Source organism: Streptomyces abyssomicinicus (assembly GCF_008974245.1).
GTDB classification, from domain to species: domain Bacteria; phylum Actinomycetota; class Actinomycetes; order Streptomycetales; family Streptomycetaceae; genus Streptomyces; species Streptomyces abyssomicinicus.
This window is the reverse complement of the sequence record NZ_BBZI01000008.1, coordinates 123,299-136,715: the sequence shown is the minus strand read 5'-3', so window position 1 is coordinate 136,715 and position 13,417 is coordinate 123,299. Positions and strand designations below refer to the sequence as shown.

15 protein-coding genes are annotated in these 13,417 nt (G+C 74.1%); 12 read left to right on the top strand and 3 right to left on the bottom strand.

The annotated features are described in order from the left end of the window. Positions 1 to 767 precede the first annotated feature (767 nt). Both GBN72_RS17570 and GBN72_RS17565 read right to left on the bottom strand, forming a co-directional pair. The gene (locus tag GBN72_RS17570; RefSeq protein WP_151772799.1) at positions 768 to 1,508 is read right to left on the bottom strand and encodes an LON peptidase substrate-binding domain-containing protein; all 741 of its coding nucleotides are present in this window, start codon (positions 1,506 to 1,508) and stop codon (positions 768 to 770) included. 69 nt (positions 1,509 to 1,577) lie between these two features. Then, complete coding sequence (locus GBN72_RS17565) at positions 1,578 to 3,173, bottom strand: oxidoreductase (RefSeq protein ID WP_246212615.1); 1,596 nt, start codon at positions 3,171 to 3,173, stop codon at positions 1,578 to 1,580. Positions 3,174 to 3,416: 243 nt separating this feature from the next. On the opposite strand from GBN72_RS17565, the gene hisD reads away from it, so the two are divergent. Genes hisD through hisF form a run of 8 tightly spaced genes read left to right on the top strand, consistent with a single transcriptional unit; the run spans position 3,417 to position 9,214 of the window. Further along, on the top strand, positions 3,417 to 4,742 hold the full coding sequence (gene hisD / locus GBN72_RS17560; RefSeq protein ID WP_151772798.1) for a histidinol dehydrogenase: 1,326 nt from the start codon (positions 3,417 to 3,419) through the stop codon (positions 4,740 to 4,742). Continuing rightward, positions 4,739 to 5,899: a histidinol-phosphate transaminase gene (locus GBN72_RS17555; RefSeq protein WP_151772797.1), complete on the top strand. Its 1,161-nt coding sequence runs from the start codon at positions 4,739 to 4,741 to the stop codon at positions 5,897 to 5,899. Before hisD ends, GBN72_RS17555 begins: the two co-directional genes overlap by 4 nt. Then, positions 5,896 to 6,489: an imidazoleglycerol-phosphate dehydratase HisB gene (gene hisB / locus GBN72_RS17550; RefSeq protein ID WP_151772796.1), complete on the top strand. Its 594-nt coding sequence runs from the start codon at positions 5,896 to 5,898 to the stop codon at positions 6,487 to 6,489. The genes GBN72_RS17555 and hisB overlap by 4 nt, the downstream gene beginning before the upstream one ends. Positions 6,490 to 6,494: 5 nt before the next feature. Next, entirely contained in the window at positions 6,495 to 6,650 is a 156-nt protein-coding gene (locus tag GBN72_RS34150) for a CG2302 family histidine operon protein (RefSeq protein WP_164540704.1), read from the top strand. 4 nt (positions 6,651 to 6,654) lie between these two features. Continuing rightward, on the top strand, positions 6,655 to 7,296 hold the full coding sequence (hisH, locus tag GBN72_RS17545) for an imidazole glycerol phosphate synthase subunit HisH (protein WP_151772795.1): 642 nt from the start codon (positions 6,655 to 6,657) through the stop codon (positions 7,294 to 7,296). A 2-nt stretch (positions 7,297 to 7,298) separates the two neighbouring features. Next, on the top strand, positions 7,299 to 8,024 hold the full coding sequence (gene priA / locus GBN72_RS17540; RefSeq protein WP_151772794.1) for a bifunctional 1-(5-phosphoribosyl)-5-((5-phosphoribosylamino)methylideneamino)imidazole-4-carboxamide isomerase/phosphoribosylanthranilate isomerase PriA: 726 nt from the start codon (positions 7,299 to 7,301) through the stop codon (positions 8,022 to 8,024). Beyond that, on the top strand, positions 8,021 to 8,419 hold the full coding sequence (locus tag GBN72_RS17535; RefSeq protein ID WP_151772793.1) for a RidA family protein: 399 nt from the start codon (positions 8,021 to 8,023) through the stop codon (positions 8,417 to 8,419). Before priA ends, GBN72_RS17535 begins: the two co-directional genes overlap by 4 nt. 39 nt (positions 8,420 to 8,458) lie before the next feature. Then, the gene (hisF, locus tag GBN72_RS17530) at positions 8,459 to 9,214 is read left to right on the top strand and encodes an imidazole glycerol phosphate synthase subunit HisF (protein WP_151772792.1); all 756 of its coding nucleotides are present in this window, start codon (positions 8,459 to 8,461) and stop codon (positions 9,212 to 9,214) included. A gap of 100 nt (positions 9,215 to 9,314) precedes the next feature. Here the strand turns inward: hisF and GBN72_RS17525 are convergent, their stop codons facing one another. Then, positions 9,315 to 9,950, bottom strand: a complete 636-nt coding sequence (locus tag GBN72_RS17525; protein ID WP_151772791.1) for a TIGR03085 family metal-binding protein — start codon at positions 9,948 to 9,950, stop codon at positions 9,315 to 9,317. A gap of 111 nt (positions 9,951 to 10,061) precedes the next feature. Here GBN72_RS17525 and hisI point away from each other — a divergent pair, with 111 nt between their 5' ends. From hisI to GBN72_RS17505, 4 genes are all read left to right on the top strand, one after another. Then, complete coding sequence (gene hisI / locus GBN72_RS17520; protein ID WP_439959777.1) at positions 10,062 to 10,496, top strand: phosphoribosyl-AMP cyclohydrolase; 435 nt, start codon at positions 10,062 to 10,064, stop codon at positions 10,494 to 10,496. 11 nt (positions 10,497 to 10,507) lie between these two features. Continuing rightward, positions 10,508 to 12,010 (top strand): anthranilate synthase component I, encoded by a 1,503-nt coding sequence (locus tag GBN72_RS17515; protein ID WP_151772789.1) that lies wholly within the window; start codon positions 10,508 to 10,510, stop codon positions 12,008 to 12,010. A 73-nt stretch (positions 12,011 to 12,083) separates the two neighbouring features. Then, a complete protein-coding gene (locus tag GBN72_RS17510; RefSeq protein WP_151772788.1) occupies positions 12,084 to 12,725 on the top strand; it encodes a TIGR02234 family membrane protein in 642 nt (213 codons plus the stop codon). Positions 12,726 to 12,824: 99 nt separating this feature from the next. Next, positions 12,825 to 13,055, top strand: coding sequence for an HGxxPAAW family protein (locus tag GBN72_RS17505; RefSeq protein WP_151772787.1), 231 nt, complete (start codon positions 12,825 to 12,827; stop codon positions 13,053 to 13,055). Positions 13,056 to 13,417 lie beyond the last annotated feature (362 nt).

The window sequence follows — 13,417 nt, the reverse complement described above, 5'->3', positions numbered from 1 at the left end:
TGTCCGTGCCTCATGCGGGCAGCGCGCGGGGCCGGCCGGGACGGGGGCTGCGGGCAGGGTGCGGGCGGTGCGCGCCGACGCGGTCGTATTGCCCTGGTGGGTGGCGGCCAGGGGGCCGGTGGGGCCCTGTGGGGCGTCCGGTGATGGCCGGGCCGCCGCGCGCCCGCGCGGGCGGCGCACGGAGTCGGCCCCCACGGCGGCTGACGGCCTGCGTTCAGGGCATAGGCGGCGGTGCCGATGCGCTGGTGCGCCAACCGGTGCGCCGGTGCGGGGGGCCAGGGGCCGGTGGGGGTACGGGCATGGGCATGGGCGGTCATCCGCGTGTATGCCACCCAAGCCCGCGGCCGTGCGGGCGCTGCGCGCACGGGGTCGGGCGGCGCGGGGCCTGTGTGCGGGGTGTGGGGTGGGTGGGTGGTGGGGGCCGATGCGTTCGCGGGCCGGTGCGGCGGGGCCAGGAGGCCGGTGGGGGCACGGGCGGTGCCCGCGGGTGGTCATCCGGTGCGGGCCGCCCTCGCCGTGCGGGCGCTGCGCGCACGGGCGCGGGCGGCGCGGGGCCGTGTGCAGGGCACGGGCGGTGCGTGTCGGTGTGGTCGTGTGCCCTGGTGGGTGGCGGCCAGGGGGCCGGTGGGGCCCTGTGACGGTGATCGGGTGCACGGCCGCCCAGGCCGTGCGGGCGGCCGTGCACGGAGCCGTGCGGGCTGCCGGCCACGACCACGCCCGTGCGGGTGGCGGGAGGGCCGGGGCGGGCCGCTCGGTCCGGCGCCGGGTCAGTTCAGGCTGGTCGGGGTCCGGGTGAGGTCGCCGGCCGGGAGGGAGGGAAGGCTGCGGATGATCGAGGCCTCCTGCCGCAGCAGCCGCAGCTCGTCCCGGAGCCGGGACGCCGTGTCCGGGGTCTGCAGCAGCCGCTGCTTGGTCGGCGTGTCCAGCACCATGGCCGCCGCCACCAGGTACGAGACCACCGACGGCTCGTCCGGGAGCTCGGCCGCCGAGGACAGCGACCGCTCGCTCGCGCCCGCCAGCCGCTTCTGGTACTGCCGGAACGACCGCAGCACGCCCTCCGCGAGCGCCCCGGCCCCGTCGCCCTCCTCCTCGGGCAGCTCCTCCAGCTCGCCCGTGAGGTAGGGGCCGGAGGCGTCCACGGAGCGCAGCCTGGCCCGCCTGGTGCCGGTGGCCAGCACCTCGTAGGTCCCGTCCTCGCGCTCCCGGATCGTCGCCACGTCGGCCACGCAGCACACCGAGTGGAAGGAGTTCGCCGGGTCCGCGGCGAAGCCCGCGGCCGGGCCGCGCTCGGGGAGCGCCGTCGGGTCCGGCATGCCGGGAGCGCTCGGCGCCACCTCGTGGCCGTCCCGGATGGCGACCACGGCGAACCGGCGCGGCGCCTCCTCGGGCACCAGGAGCAGATCGCGCATCATGGCCCGGTACCGCTCCTCGAAGACGTTCAGAGGAAGCACGAGCCCGGGGAACAGGACCATGTTCAGGGGAAACAGCGGCAGCCGCAGGGTGGTCACGGCGCAAAAGCCTAATGCGCGCGGCCGCCGGACCCGCGCCGCGGTCGCAGGCCCGCGGGCGGGAGGCGGTCAGTGCCGGCCCAGCAGGCGGGTGGCCCCGGCCGCCACCGCCGTGGCCAGACCCCAGCCCAGCAGGATCAGCACGGAGGCCATCCACTGCCACACCCCCTGCAGGTGCCAGGCCGTGGCGTGTCCGAGGTCGATCACCGGCAGCAGCAGGTCCAGGGAGAAGAGCGCCGCGCTCCAGGGCGGGTGCTCGTCGAGCCGGGCCGGTGTCGGATCGGCCTGGGAGAACAGCACCGTGCTCGCCGCCCACAGGACGGCCATCCACACCGCCGCCCGGGCCGGGCGGTAGCCGTAGGCGACGGTGATGTCCTGCGCGTACCCCCAGACCTTGGCCGCCGGTGGCAGCGTCTCCCGGCGGCGGCGCTGCTTGGCCAGCAGCACCTCCCGGGCGTCCTCGTCCTCGCCGCCGCCGCGCAGCACCGTGGCCAGCAGTTCGTACGGCTCCGGGCTGTACTCGGGGGTCGCCGCGGCCAGCCACTCCAGACGCTGCTCCAGGGTGAACGGGCCCTGCGGGACCAGGTTCTCGTAGGCGAACCCGCCCATGTGCAGGCGGCCCGGCCCTGGCCAGCTCTCCGCCCGGTCGACCAGATTGCCCACCCGGGCCCCGGACAGCACCACCCGTCCCCGCCGCGGCCGCACCGGGAGGAAGCGCAGCTCCGGCGTCTGCACCCGGCGCAGCGACAGCTCCTGTTCGGCGGTGAGGTCGAACCGGGCGGCCCGCAGGTCCACCGAGTCGCCGAACCGCCCGTCGTCCAGCCGCACCCCGCCCAGGCACTCGAAGGGCTGGACCCGGGTGCCGCGCGCCGGGGTGACCCCGCCCGGCTGCCCCGCGCCGACCCCCGCGGGCGTCAGGTAGAGGGCGCGGCCCACGGTCAGCTGGGGGGCGTTGAGGGCGAGCCGGGCGTAGGGGTTGGCCAGCCGGGCGCCGCGCAGGCTCAGCGAGGCGCCCACCTCCGCTGAACGCATGCCCAGCTCGCCGTGCGACTCCAGCAGGTCGGCCTGGAGGTCCTGCCCCACCGTCATGCCGTCCGCGGACAGCGAGCGCCCGTGCCGGTCGTGGCGCACCACCGCCTGGCTGAGCAGCAGGTCGGTGCCGATGCGGGCGTCGGAGAGGCGGATCCCGCGGGCGAAGCGGCAGCGCGGCAGGTGCAGGTCGCCCTCGGTGTGCAGGCGGGCCGCCTCCAGCCGGGGGACCGCGCAGTTCTCCAGCCGCACGGTGGTGAACCTGGCCTCCGGGAGCAGGATCTCCTGGTCGAACCGGCAGTCCTCCATCTGCACGTACGGCTCGACCGTGCCGCCCGCCAGGTCGAGCGGGCCGGTGACCCGCACCCCCACCAGCTTCAGCGCCGACACCCGGCCCGCCAGCGCCGGCGGGCCGTCCAGCAGCAGCCAGCAGACGATGCGGGCACGGACGGAGCGCTCCGGACCCCAGGGGTGGCGCCCGTGCGGATCGTCCACCACCGGGTCTCCGTGACGCAGGTCGTAGACGCTGCCGTCGCGGAAGGCCTGCCACATCCCCGACTCGGCCGCCGTGAGGTCCCCGGGCAGTCCGTCGGCCCGGATCCCTCCGTCGGGGAAGACGGCGCCATTCTCGGTCACGGCACTCACACCCTCCTCCGGACACACGCTGATGGACCCGCGTTCATCGGTGTTACTGCGGGTCATGCCCGAACGTGACCATATGAACACCTTGGGTGACGGTGAACTTTGTCCGCCGGACGGCCGAGGGGGTCCCGAGGGGGTCCGCCGCGCGACGGCGCGCGGACCGCCGCCCCGCGCGCGCCCGTATCAGCCGCTGATACGTGACGCCGGTCCCTCCGCGGGTCTGAGAGAATTGGGGGCGTGATCTCCCGAATCGATCTGCGCGGCGACGCCCTCCCCGAGGGTCCCGCCCTGCGCGCCCTGCTGCCCCGAGCCGACTTCGACGTGTCCGTCGCCCTGGAGAAGGTGCGGCCGATCTGCGAGGACGTGCATCATCGTGGCGACGCGGCACTGATCGACTTCGCCGAGAAGTTCGACGGGGTGCGCCTGGAGACCGTGCGCGTCCCGGCCGCCGCGCTCACCGAGGCGTTGCGGGAGCTGGACCCCGAGGTCCGCGCCGCCCTCGAGGAGTCGATCCGCCGCTCCCGCATGGTGCACCGCGCCCAGCGCCGCACCACGCACACCACCCAGGTCGTCCCCGGCGGCTCGGTCACCGAGAAGTGGGTGCCGGTCCAGCGGGTCGGTCTCTACGTGCCCGGCGGACGCTCGGTGTACCCGTCGTCCGTGGTGATGAACGTGGTGCCCGCGCAGGAGGCCGGCGTGCCCTCGCTCGCCGTCGCCTCGCCCGCCCAGAAGGAGTTCGGCGGCCTGCCGCACCCGACCATCCTCGCCGCCTGCGCCCTGCTCGGCGTCGACGAGGTGTACGCGGCCGGCGGCGCCACCGCCGTCGCGATGTTCGCGTACGGCACCGAGTCCTGCCCGCCCGCCGACATGGTCACCGGCCCCGGCAACATCTGGGTCGCCGCCGCCAAGCGGTACTTCACCGGAAAGATCGGCATCGACGCCGAGGCCGGCCCGACCGAGATCGCCATCCTCGCCGACGACACCGCCGACCCGGTCCACGTCGCCGCCGACCTGATCAGCCAGGCCGAGCACGACCCGCTGGCCGCCGCCGTGCTGGTCACCGACTCCGAGGCGCTGGCCGAGGCCGTCGAGCGCGAACTCAAGCCGCAGGTCGAGGCGAGCAAGCACGTCACCGAGCGGATCACCCCGGCGCTGGCCGGCCGGCAGTCCGCGATCGTCCTGACCGACGGCCTGGAGGAGGGCCTGAGGGTGGTCGACGCCTACGGCGCCGAGCACCTGGAGATCCAGACCGCCGACGCCGCCGCCGTCGCCGACCGCGTAACGAACGCGGGCGCCGTCTTCGTCGGCCCCTGGTCCCCGGTCTCGCTGGGCGACTACGCGGCCGGCTCCAACCACGTGCTGCCCACCGGCGGCTGCGCCTGCCACTCCTCCGGCCTGTCCGTGCAGTCCTTCCTGCGCGGCATCCACATTGTCGACTACAGCCGCGACGCGCTGGCCGACGTGGCGCGCACCGTGGTCACCCTCGCCGAGGCCGAGGACCTCCCGGCGCACGGCGCGGCGATCAAGGCGCGGTTCGACTGGAAGGTGCCGGACAGCAAGTGAGCGAGATCCGCATTGACGACCTGCCCGTACGCGAGGAGCTGCGGGGCAAGTCCCCCTACGGCGCGCCCCAGCTCGACGTGCCGGTGCGCCTGAACACCAACGAGAACCCCTACCCGCTGCCCGACGCGCTGGTCGAGCGCATCGCCGAGCGCGTCCGCGAGGCCGCCCGCCACCTCAACCGCTACCCCGACCGGGACGCGGTCGAGCTGCGCACCCGCCTCGCCGCGTACCTGAACGACACGGCCGGCGCCGCCGGGCAGTGGATCGGCAAGGAGAACGTCTGGGCCGCCAACGGCTCCAACGAGGTCCTCCAGCAGCTGCTGCAGACCTTCGGCGGGCCCGGCCGCACCGCGATCGGCTTCGAGCCCTCGTACTCGATGCACGCCCTGATCGCCCGCGGCACCGGCACCGGCTGGATCTCCGGGCCGCGCCACGACGACTTCACCATCGACGTCGAGGCCGCCGAGAAGGCCATCGCCGAGCACCGGCCCGACGTCGTCTTCGTGACGACCCCCAACAACCCCACCGGCAACGCGGTGCCCGCCGAGGCCGTGCTCACCCTCTACGACGCGGCGCAGGCCGCCAAGCCGTCGATCGTGGTGGTCGACGAGGCCTACGTCGAGTTCAGCCACGGCGCCTCGCTGCTGCCGTTGCTGGAGGGCCGCCCGCACCTGGTGATCTCCCGGACCATGTCGAAGGCGTTCGGCGCCGCGGGCCTGCGGCTCGGCTACCTCGCCGCCCACCCGGCCGTGGTCGACGCCGTGCAGCTGGTCCGGCTGCCCTACCACCTGTCGGCGGTCACCCAGGCCACGGCGCTCGCCGCCCTGGAACACACCGCCACCCTGCTCGGCTACGTCGAGCAGCTCAAGGACGAGCGCGACCGCCTGGTCGCCGAACTCCGCGGACTCGGTTACGAGGTGACCGACTCCGACGCCAACTTCGTCCAGTTCGGCCGGTTCGAGGACACGCACGCCGCCTGGCGCCGCATCCTCGACCAGGGCGTGCTGGTCAGGGACAACGGCGTCCCCGGATGGCTGCGGGTGACCGCGGGCACGCCCGCGGAGAACGACGCGTTCCTCGAAGCGGTACGCACGCTCGCCAAGGACCCCGGGCTCGCCAGGAACAACGTGAAGAAGAACGAGGAGCACAACGCATGAGCCGCCGCGGACGCGTGGAGCGCACCACCAAGGAGACCTCCGTCCTGGTCGAGATCGACCTCGACGGGACCGGACGCACGGAGATCTCCACCGGCGTCGGCTTCTGGGACCACATGCTGGACCAGCTCGGCCGGCACGGCCTCTTCGACCTGACCGTGAAGACCGAGGGCGACCTCCACATCGACTCGCACCACACCATCGAGGACACCGCCCTCGCCCTCGGCGCCGCCTTCAAGCAGGCGCTCGGCGACAAGGTCGGCATCTACCGGTTCGGCAACTGCACCGTGCCGCTGGACGAGTCGCTCGCCCAGGTCACCGTGGACCTCTCCGGCCGCCCCTACCTGGTGCACACCGAGCCGGAGAACATGGCGCCGATGATCGGCTCCTACGACACCACGATGACCCGCCACATCCTGGAGTCCTTCGTCGCCCAGGCGCAGATCGCGCTCCACGTCCACGTGCCGTACGGGCGCAACGCCCACCACATCGTGGAGTGCCAGTTCAAGGCCCTGGCCCGGGCCCTGCGCTACGCCTCCGAGCGCGACCCGCGCGCCGAGGGCATCCTGCCGTCCACGAAGGGCGCGCTGTAACCCCGATGAACGGTCTCTCCACCGCACTGATCATCCTCGGCCTCTTCCTGCTCGGCGGAGTGATCTCCTTCGCCAAGCAGAAGATGCCGAAGAACCTGATCGCCGTCCTCTCCATAGGCGCCGCCATGAGCATCGTCGCCGGCGTCATGTACTGGAAGTAGGAGCATGAGCAGCCCCAAGAAGGTCGTCGTCTTCGACTACGGGTTCGGCAACGTCCGCTCCGCCGAGCGGGCGCTCGCCCGGACCGGAGCGGACGTCGAGATCACCCGCGACTACGACAGGGCCATGAACGCCGACGGCCTGCTGGTCCCCGGCGTCGGCGCCTTCGCCGCCTGCATGAAGGGCCTCAAGGAGGCCCGCGGCGACTGGATCGTGGGCCGCCGGCTCTCCGGCGGCCGCCCCGTCATGGGTATCTGCGTCGGCATGCAGATCCTCTTCGCCCGCGGCATCGAGCACGGCGTCGAGGCCGAGGGCCTCGACGAGTGGCCCGGCACCGTCGAGCCGCTCCAGGCCGAGGTCGTCCCCCACATGGGCTGGAACACCGTCCAGGCGCCCGAGGACACCGAACTGTTCGCCGGGGTCGACCCCGCGGAGCGGTTCTACTTCGTCCACTCGTACGCCGTCCACGACTGGTCGCTCGAGTCGCACAACCCGTCGATCGCCGCCCCCAGGGTGACCTGGTCCACCCACGGCAGGCCGTTCGTCGCCGCCGTCGAGAACGGCGCGCTGTGGGCCACCCAGTTCCACCCCGAGAAGTCCGGCGACGCCGGAGCGCAGCTGCTCACCAACTGGATCGGAACCCTGTAGACATGGCCAAGCTCGAACTGCTCCCCGCCGTCGACGTGCGCGACGGCCAGGCCGTCCGCCTCGTCCACGGCGAGTCCGGCACCGAGACCTCCTACGGCTCCCCGCTCCAGGCCGCCCTCGCCTGGCAGTCGGCCGGCGCCGAGTGGCTCCACCTGGTCGACCTGGACGCCGCCTTCGGCACCGGCGACAACCGGGAGCTGATCTCCGAGGTGGCGCGCGCCATGGACATCAAGGTGGAGCTCTCCGGCGGCATCCGCGACGACGCCTCGCTCGCCGCCGCCCTCGCCACCGGCGCCACCCGCGTCAACATCGGCACCGCCGCGATGGAGGACCCCGAGTGGGTCGCCAAGATCATCGCGGAGCACGGCGACAAGATCGCCGTCGGCCTGGACGTGCGCGGCACCACGCTGCGCGGCCGCGGCTGGACCCGCGACGGCGGCGACCTCTGGGAGACCCTGGCCCGCCTGGACTCCGAGGGCTGCGCCCGGTACGTCGTGACCGACATCGCCAAGGACGGCACGCTGCAGGGCCCCAACCTGGAGCTGCTCAAGGACGTCTGCGCCCGCACCGACCGGCCGGTGGTCGCCTCCGGCGGCGTCTCCTCGCTGGACGACCTGCGCGCCATCGCGGAGCTGGTCCCGCTCGGCGTCGAGGGCTCCATCGTGGGCAAGGCGCTCTACGCCAAGGCGTTCACCCTGGAAGAGGCACTGGAGGCCGTTTCCCGATGACCGAGGCCGTGCGGCGCGTGCAGAGTCCGGAACCCACCCCCTGGGAGGAGGAGATCGGCTTCGCCCGCGCCGTCGCGGCGGGCGACCGGGTTCTGGTGGGCGGCACCACCGCCTTCCGGGGCGGGGTGCTCACCGGCGAAGGTGACCCCTACCAGCAGACCCGTGCCGCCATCGGCAACGCGCTGCGCGCCCTCGAGGAGTTCGGGCTCGGCGCGCAGTCGGTGATCCGCACGCGCCTCTACCTGACCCACCGCCGCGACGTGGAGGCGGTGGGCCGCGCCCATCAGGAGGTCTTCGGCCCGGTACGGCCGGTGACGACGCTGGTGGTCGTCGAGGGGTTCGTCGATCCGCGGATCCTGGTCGAGGTCGAACTCGAGGCATACCGAGCCCAGTAGCTTTTCCCTTTTTCCGATTCTTCGAGGAGCCGTGGATTCATGACCCTGGCGGTCCGAGTCATCCCCTGCCTGGACGTCGACAACGGCCGGGTCGTCAAGGGCGTCAACTTCCAGAACCTGCGCGACGCCGGGGACCCGGTGGAGATGGCGAAGGTCTACGACGCCGAGGGCGCCGACGAGTTGACCTTCCTGGACATCACCGCATCCTCCGGCGACCGGGAGACCACCTACGACGTGGTCCGGCGCACGGCGGAGCAGGTGTTCATCCCGCTGACCGTCGGCGGCGGCGTGCGCACGGCCGACGACGTGGACAAGCTGCTGCGGGCCGGGGCCGACAAGGTGGGCGTCAACACGGCGGCCATCGCGCGGCCCGAGCTGATCCGGGAGATCGCCGAGCGGTTCGGGCGTCAGGTCCTGGTGCTGTCGGTCGACGCGCGCCGCACGGAGGGCGGGTCCTTCGAGGTCACCACGCACGGCGGGCGACGCGGGACCGGCATCGACGCCGTCGAGTGGGCCCACCGGGCGGCGGAGCTGGGCGCGGGGGAGATCCTGCTCAACTCCATGGACGCCGACGGGACGAAGGACGGCTACGACCTGGAGATGATCGCCGCGGTGCGCAAGCACGTGACCGTGCCGGTCATCGCCTCCGGCGGTGCGGGGCGGCTCGACGACTTCGCCCCCGCGGTGCGGGCGGGCGCGGACGCGGTGCTGGCCGCCTCCGTCTTCCACTTCGGCGACCTCCGCATCGGCGAGGTCAAGTCCGCCCTGCGCTCCGCCGGCCACCCCGTCCGCTGACCCCGCCCGGAGGCGACCGGGTGGCGGCGGCCCGGCCCTCGGCCCGGACTTCGGCCCGCTCCCTCGGGCGGGCCGTCCGAGGGACCGGGACCGCCGTGGATCAGAGCCCGAGGTGCGGGGAGTCCTGCGTCTTGGCGATGGCGTCGGGGTCGCCGTCGAGGGTGACGTCGGCGACACGCTGGCGCCCGAAGGCGAAGAGCAGCAGCTCGGACGGCTCACCGGTGACCGTCACCACCGGCGCCCCCCGGTTCGCCACCGCCGTTCGGCCGTCCGGCCGCCGCAGCACCAGCCCCGCCGGCGACCGCCGCCCCAGCAGCCGGGCCATCCGCTCCAGCCGGCTCCAGAGCGCGTCCTGGAAGACGGGATCCAGCTCCCGCGGCGTCCAGTCGGGCGCCGCCCGCCGCACGTCCTCGGTGTGGACGTAGAACTCCACCGTGTTCGAGGCCTCGTCCACCTGCTTCAGCGAGAACGGCGACATCCGCGGCGGCCCGGTACGGATCAGCTGGATCAGCTCCTCGTACGGCTTCGCGGCGAACTCCGCCCGCACCCGCTCCAGCCGCTCGGCCAGCGCCTTGATCAGGATGCCGCCCGCCGCGTCCGCCCGGCGCTCGCGCACGACCACGTGCGCCGCCAGGTCGCGGGCCGTCCATTCCCCGCACAACGTGGCCGCCTCCGGGCCCGCCGTCTCCAACAGGTCGGCCAGAAGCAGCCGTTCACGCTTGGCAAACGTCGACATGCCCCCACCCTACGACCGACCGGCCCCACCGCACAGGACGCCGCACACCCGAAGACGTCACGGGTCCGCCCCGTGGACACCCGCCCGGGGCCACCCGGCGGGCGCGGCAGAATGGACACCATGAGCAGCAGCGCCACCCCCGCACCCTCCGCCGGCCTCGACCCCGCCGTCGCCGCCCGCCTCAAGCGCACCGCCGACGGCCTGGTCCCCGCCATCGCCCAGCAGTACGACACGGGCGAGGTGCTGATGCTCGGCTGGATGGACGACGAGGCCCTGCACCGCACCCTCACCACCGGCCGCTGCACCTACTGGTCGCGCAGCCGCCAGGAGTACTGGGTCAAGGGCGACACCTCCGGCCACGTCCAGCACGTCAGGTCCGTCGCCCTCGACTGCGACGGCGACACCCTGCTGGTCCGCGTCGACCAGACCGGCGCCGCCTGCCACACCGGCGACCGCACCTGCTTCGACGCCGACGTGCTGCTCGAGGAGGCCGACGCGCTGCTCAAGGAGGAAGACGCGCGGGCGGGGACCTCCGCGGATCAGTAGGGTCCACGGCCATGGACCTCGAGACGTTCCGCACCCTCGCCGCAGACCGGCGTGTCATCCCGGTCACCCGCAAGCTGCTCGCCGACGGAGACACCCCGCTCGCGCTCTACCGCAAACTCGCCGCCGAGCGCACCGGCACCTTCCTGCTGGAATCCGCCGAGAACGGCCGCTCCTGGTCCCGCTACTCCTTCGTCGGCGTCCGCAGCGACGCCACCCTGACCGAACGCGGCGGCCAGGCGCACTGGACCGGCGCCCCGCCCGTCGGCGTCCCCGAGGAGGGCGACCCGCTGGCCGCGCTGCGGGCCACCGTGGAGACCCTGCACACCCCCCGCCAGGAAGGGCTGCCGCCGTTCACCGGCGGCATGGTCGGCTACCTCGGCTACGACATCGTGCGCCGCCTGGAGAAGATCGGCCCCGGCGAGCGCGACGACCTCAAGCTGCCCGAGCTGACCATGCTCCTCACCAGCGACCTCGCCGTCCTCGACCACTGGGACGGCACGGTCCTGCTGATCGCCAACGCGATCAACCACAACGACCTCGACACCGGCGTCGACGAGGCGTACGCCGACGCGGTCACCCGGCTCGACGCCATGGAGGCCGACCTCGCCCGCCCGCTCGCCCAGCCGCCGGTCGCCCTGCCCGACGCCGAGCTGCCCGAGTACACCGCGCTGTGGGGCGGCGCCGACTACCAGAAGGCCGTCGAGGACATCAAGGAGCGCATCCGGGCCGGCGACGCCTTCCAGGTGGTCCCCTCGCAGCGGTTCGAGACGCCCTGCACGGCGAGCGCGCTGGACGTCTACCGGGTGCTGCGCGCCACCAACCCGTCGCCGTACATGTACCTCTTCCGGTTCGACGGCTTCGACGTGGTGGGCTCCAGCCCCGAGGCGCTGGTCAAGGTGGAGGACGGCCGGGCCGTCCTCCACCCCATCGCCGGGACCCGGCACCGCGGCGCCACACCGCAGGAGGACCAGGCGCTCGCCGAGGAGCTGATGGCCGACCCCAAGGAGCGGGCCGAGCACCTGATGCTCGTCGACCTCGGCCGCAACGACCTGGGCCGGGTCTGCGAGCCGGGCTCGGTGGAGGTCGTCGACTTCATGTCGATCGAGCGGTACTCGCACGTGATGCACATCGTCTCCACCGTCACCGGCCGCGTCGCCCCCGGCCGCACCGCCTTCGACGTGCTCACCGCCTGCTTCCCGGCCGGCACCCTGTCCGGCGCGCCCAAGCCGAGCGCGCTGCGGATCATCGACGAACTCGAGCCCTCCCGGCGCGGCCTGTACGGCGGCTGCGTGGGCTACCTCGACTTCGCCGGGGATTCCGACACGGCCATCGCCATCCGCACCGCGCTGCTGCGCGGCGGAACCGCCTACGTGCAGGCCGGGGCCGGTGTGGTCGCCGACTCCGACCCGGTGGCCGAGGACACCGAGTGCCGCAACAAGGCCGCCGCCGTCCTCCGGGCCGTCCACAGCGCCAACCGGCTGAGGGCCGCCGAACGGCCGGGCGCGCAGGCGTGATGTCGCTCTCACCTGCCCCTCGTGCGGCCCGCCCGGGTCCTCGCGGCGGCGGGTGCGGGGCCATAGTGGAGGGGTGACCTCCAGTGCTGACTCCCGTCCCGACACCGCCGCACCCGCCCGCACGGGCCGCCGCAGTCTCGCCGTCGCCCTGCTCAGCGGGGCCCTGGGCGCCGCCGTCGCGCTGCTCGCCAGCCGGCAGACCTGGGCCGAGGGTTCCGCGGAGGTGGCCGGCGGCGCGTTCCCGCTGACCGCCACCGGCAGCGACGTCACCGGCGCGCCGGCCGCCCTCGCCATAGTGGGCCTGGCCTCCCTGGTCGCCGTCTTCGCCGTCCGCCGCGCCGGGCGCGTCCTGGTCGCCGCCCTGCTCGCGCTGTGCGGCGCGGGCACGGTGGCCGCCGCGCTGTTCGGCGTGGCAGACCGGGCCGCGCTCGACGAGAAGGCCGCCCAGGTCTCCGGCGACGCCTCCGCCGCGGTGACCGGCCTGTCCCACACCTCCTGGCCGTACGCCGCCGCCTTCGGCGGCGCGCTGATCCTCACCGCCGGCCTGCTGGCGCTGTGGCGCGGCAGCCGCTGGCCCGGCATGTCGGCCCGCTACGAGCGCGGCGCCGGCGTCCCCCGCCCCCGGCGGGCCGAGGGCGCCGCGCCCGCCGGCCCCGAGCGTCCGGAGGACATGTGGAAGGCGCTCGACCGCGGCGAGGACCCCACCGGGGCCTGATCCCGGCCACCCCGGGACGCGCCCCGTGGCACGGGTGGGGAAGAATGTGACGTGAGCGCCCCGCTCACCACACGTACACGCGTCAACGAGGAGCAAGTCATGGCGGGCAGCAACCACGGTCACACCCCGGCCGCCTGGACCGGCGTCATCATCGCCTTCGTCGGGTTCTGCGTAGCATCCGTCTTCATCGTGATGGCCGAGCCGGTCGGCTTCTGGGTCGGCATCGGTCTGACGCTGCTCGGCGCGGTCGTCGGCGGGCTGATGCGGCGCGCGGGCCTCGGCCAGGCGGAGAACGTGCACCCGGTCCACAAGGTCACCGAGAACGCCTGAGCCGCCACCGGGCGCCGCGGCGCCCGTCGGCACGCCTCGTCGACACCGCCGTCCAGGGGCGGCCCGGAAGCACCGGGCCGCCCCTGACGCGTCCCCGGGCCGCGCGCGTCCTCCGCACCGGGCACAATGCGGGGGTGACCACCGGGACCCCGCCCCCCACCACACCACCCCCGCCGCCCCGGCCCTCCGCCGCCACCCGGGGCAACCCGGCAGCCCCGGACGCCCCAGACACCTCGGCAGCCCCGGCAGCCCCAGTCACCTCGGCATCCCCGGCAGCCCCGGACGCCTTGGCATCCTTGGCCGTCCCGGCGGCCCTGGCCACCTCCGACGCCTCGGCAGCCCCAGACACCTCTGGCGGCCCG

Excerpts from the sequence above, each read along its gene's own strand:
- hisB (WP_151772796.1), top strand. The coding sequence starts at position 5,896 with ATGAGCCGCCGCGGACGCGTGGAGCGCACCACCAAGGAGACCTCCGTC.
- GBN72_RS34150 (WP_164540704.1), top strand. The coding sequence starts at position 6,495 with ATGAACGGTCTCTCCACCGCACTGATCATCCTCGGCCTCTTCCTGCTC.
- hisH (WP_151772795.1), top strand. The coding sequence starts at position 6,655 with ATGAGCAGCCCCAAGAAGGTCGTCGTCTTCGACTACGGGTTCGGCAAC.
- priA (WP_151772794.1), top strand. The coding sequence starts at position 7,299 with ATGGCCAAGCTCGAACTGCTCCCCGCCGTCGACGTGCGCGACGGCCAG.
- GBN72_RS17535 (WP_151772793.1), top strand. The coding sequence starts at position 8,021 with ATGACCGAGGCCGTGCGGCGCGTGCAGAGTCCGGAACCCACCCCCTGG.
- hisF (WP_151772792.1), top strand. The coding sequence starts at position 8,459 with ATGACCCTGGCGGTCCGAGTCATCCCCTGCCTGGACGTCGACAACGGC.
- GBN72_RS17525 (WP_151772791.1), bottom strand. The coding sequence starts at position 9,950 with ATGTCGACGTTTGCCAAGCGTGAACGGCTGCTTCTGGCCGACCTGTTG.
- hisI (WP_439959777.1), top strand. The coding sequence starts at position 10,062 with ATGGACACCATGAGCAGCAGCGCCACCCCCGCACCCTCCGCCGGCCTC.
- GBN72_RS17515 (WP_151772789.1), top strand. The coding sequence starts at position 10,508 with ATGGACCTCGAGACGTTCCGCACCCTCGCCGCAGACCGGCGTGTCATC.
- GBN72_RS17505 (WP_151772787.1), top strand. The coding sequence starts at position 12,825 with ATGGCGGGCAGCAACCACGGTCACACCCCGGCCGCCTGGACCGGCGTC.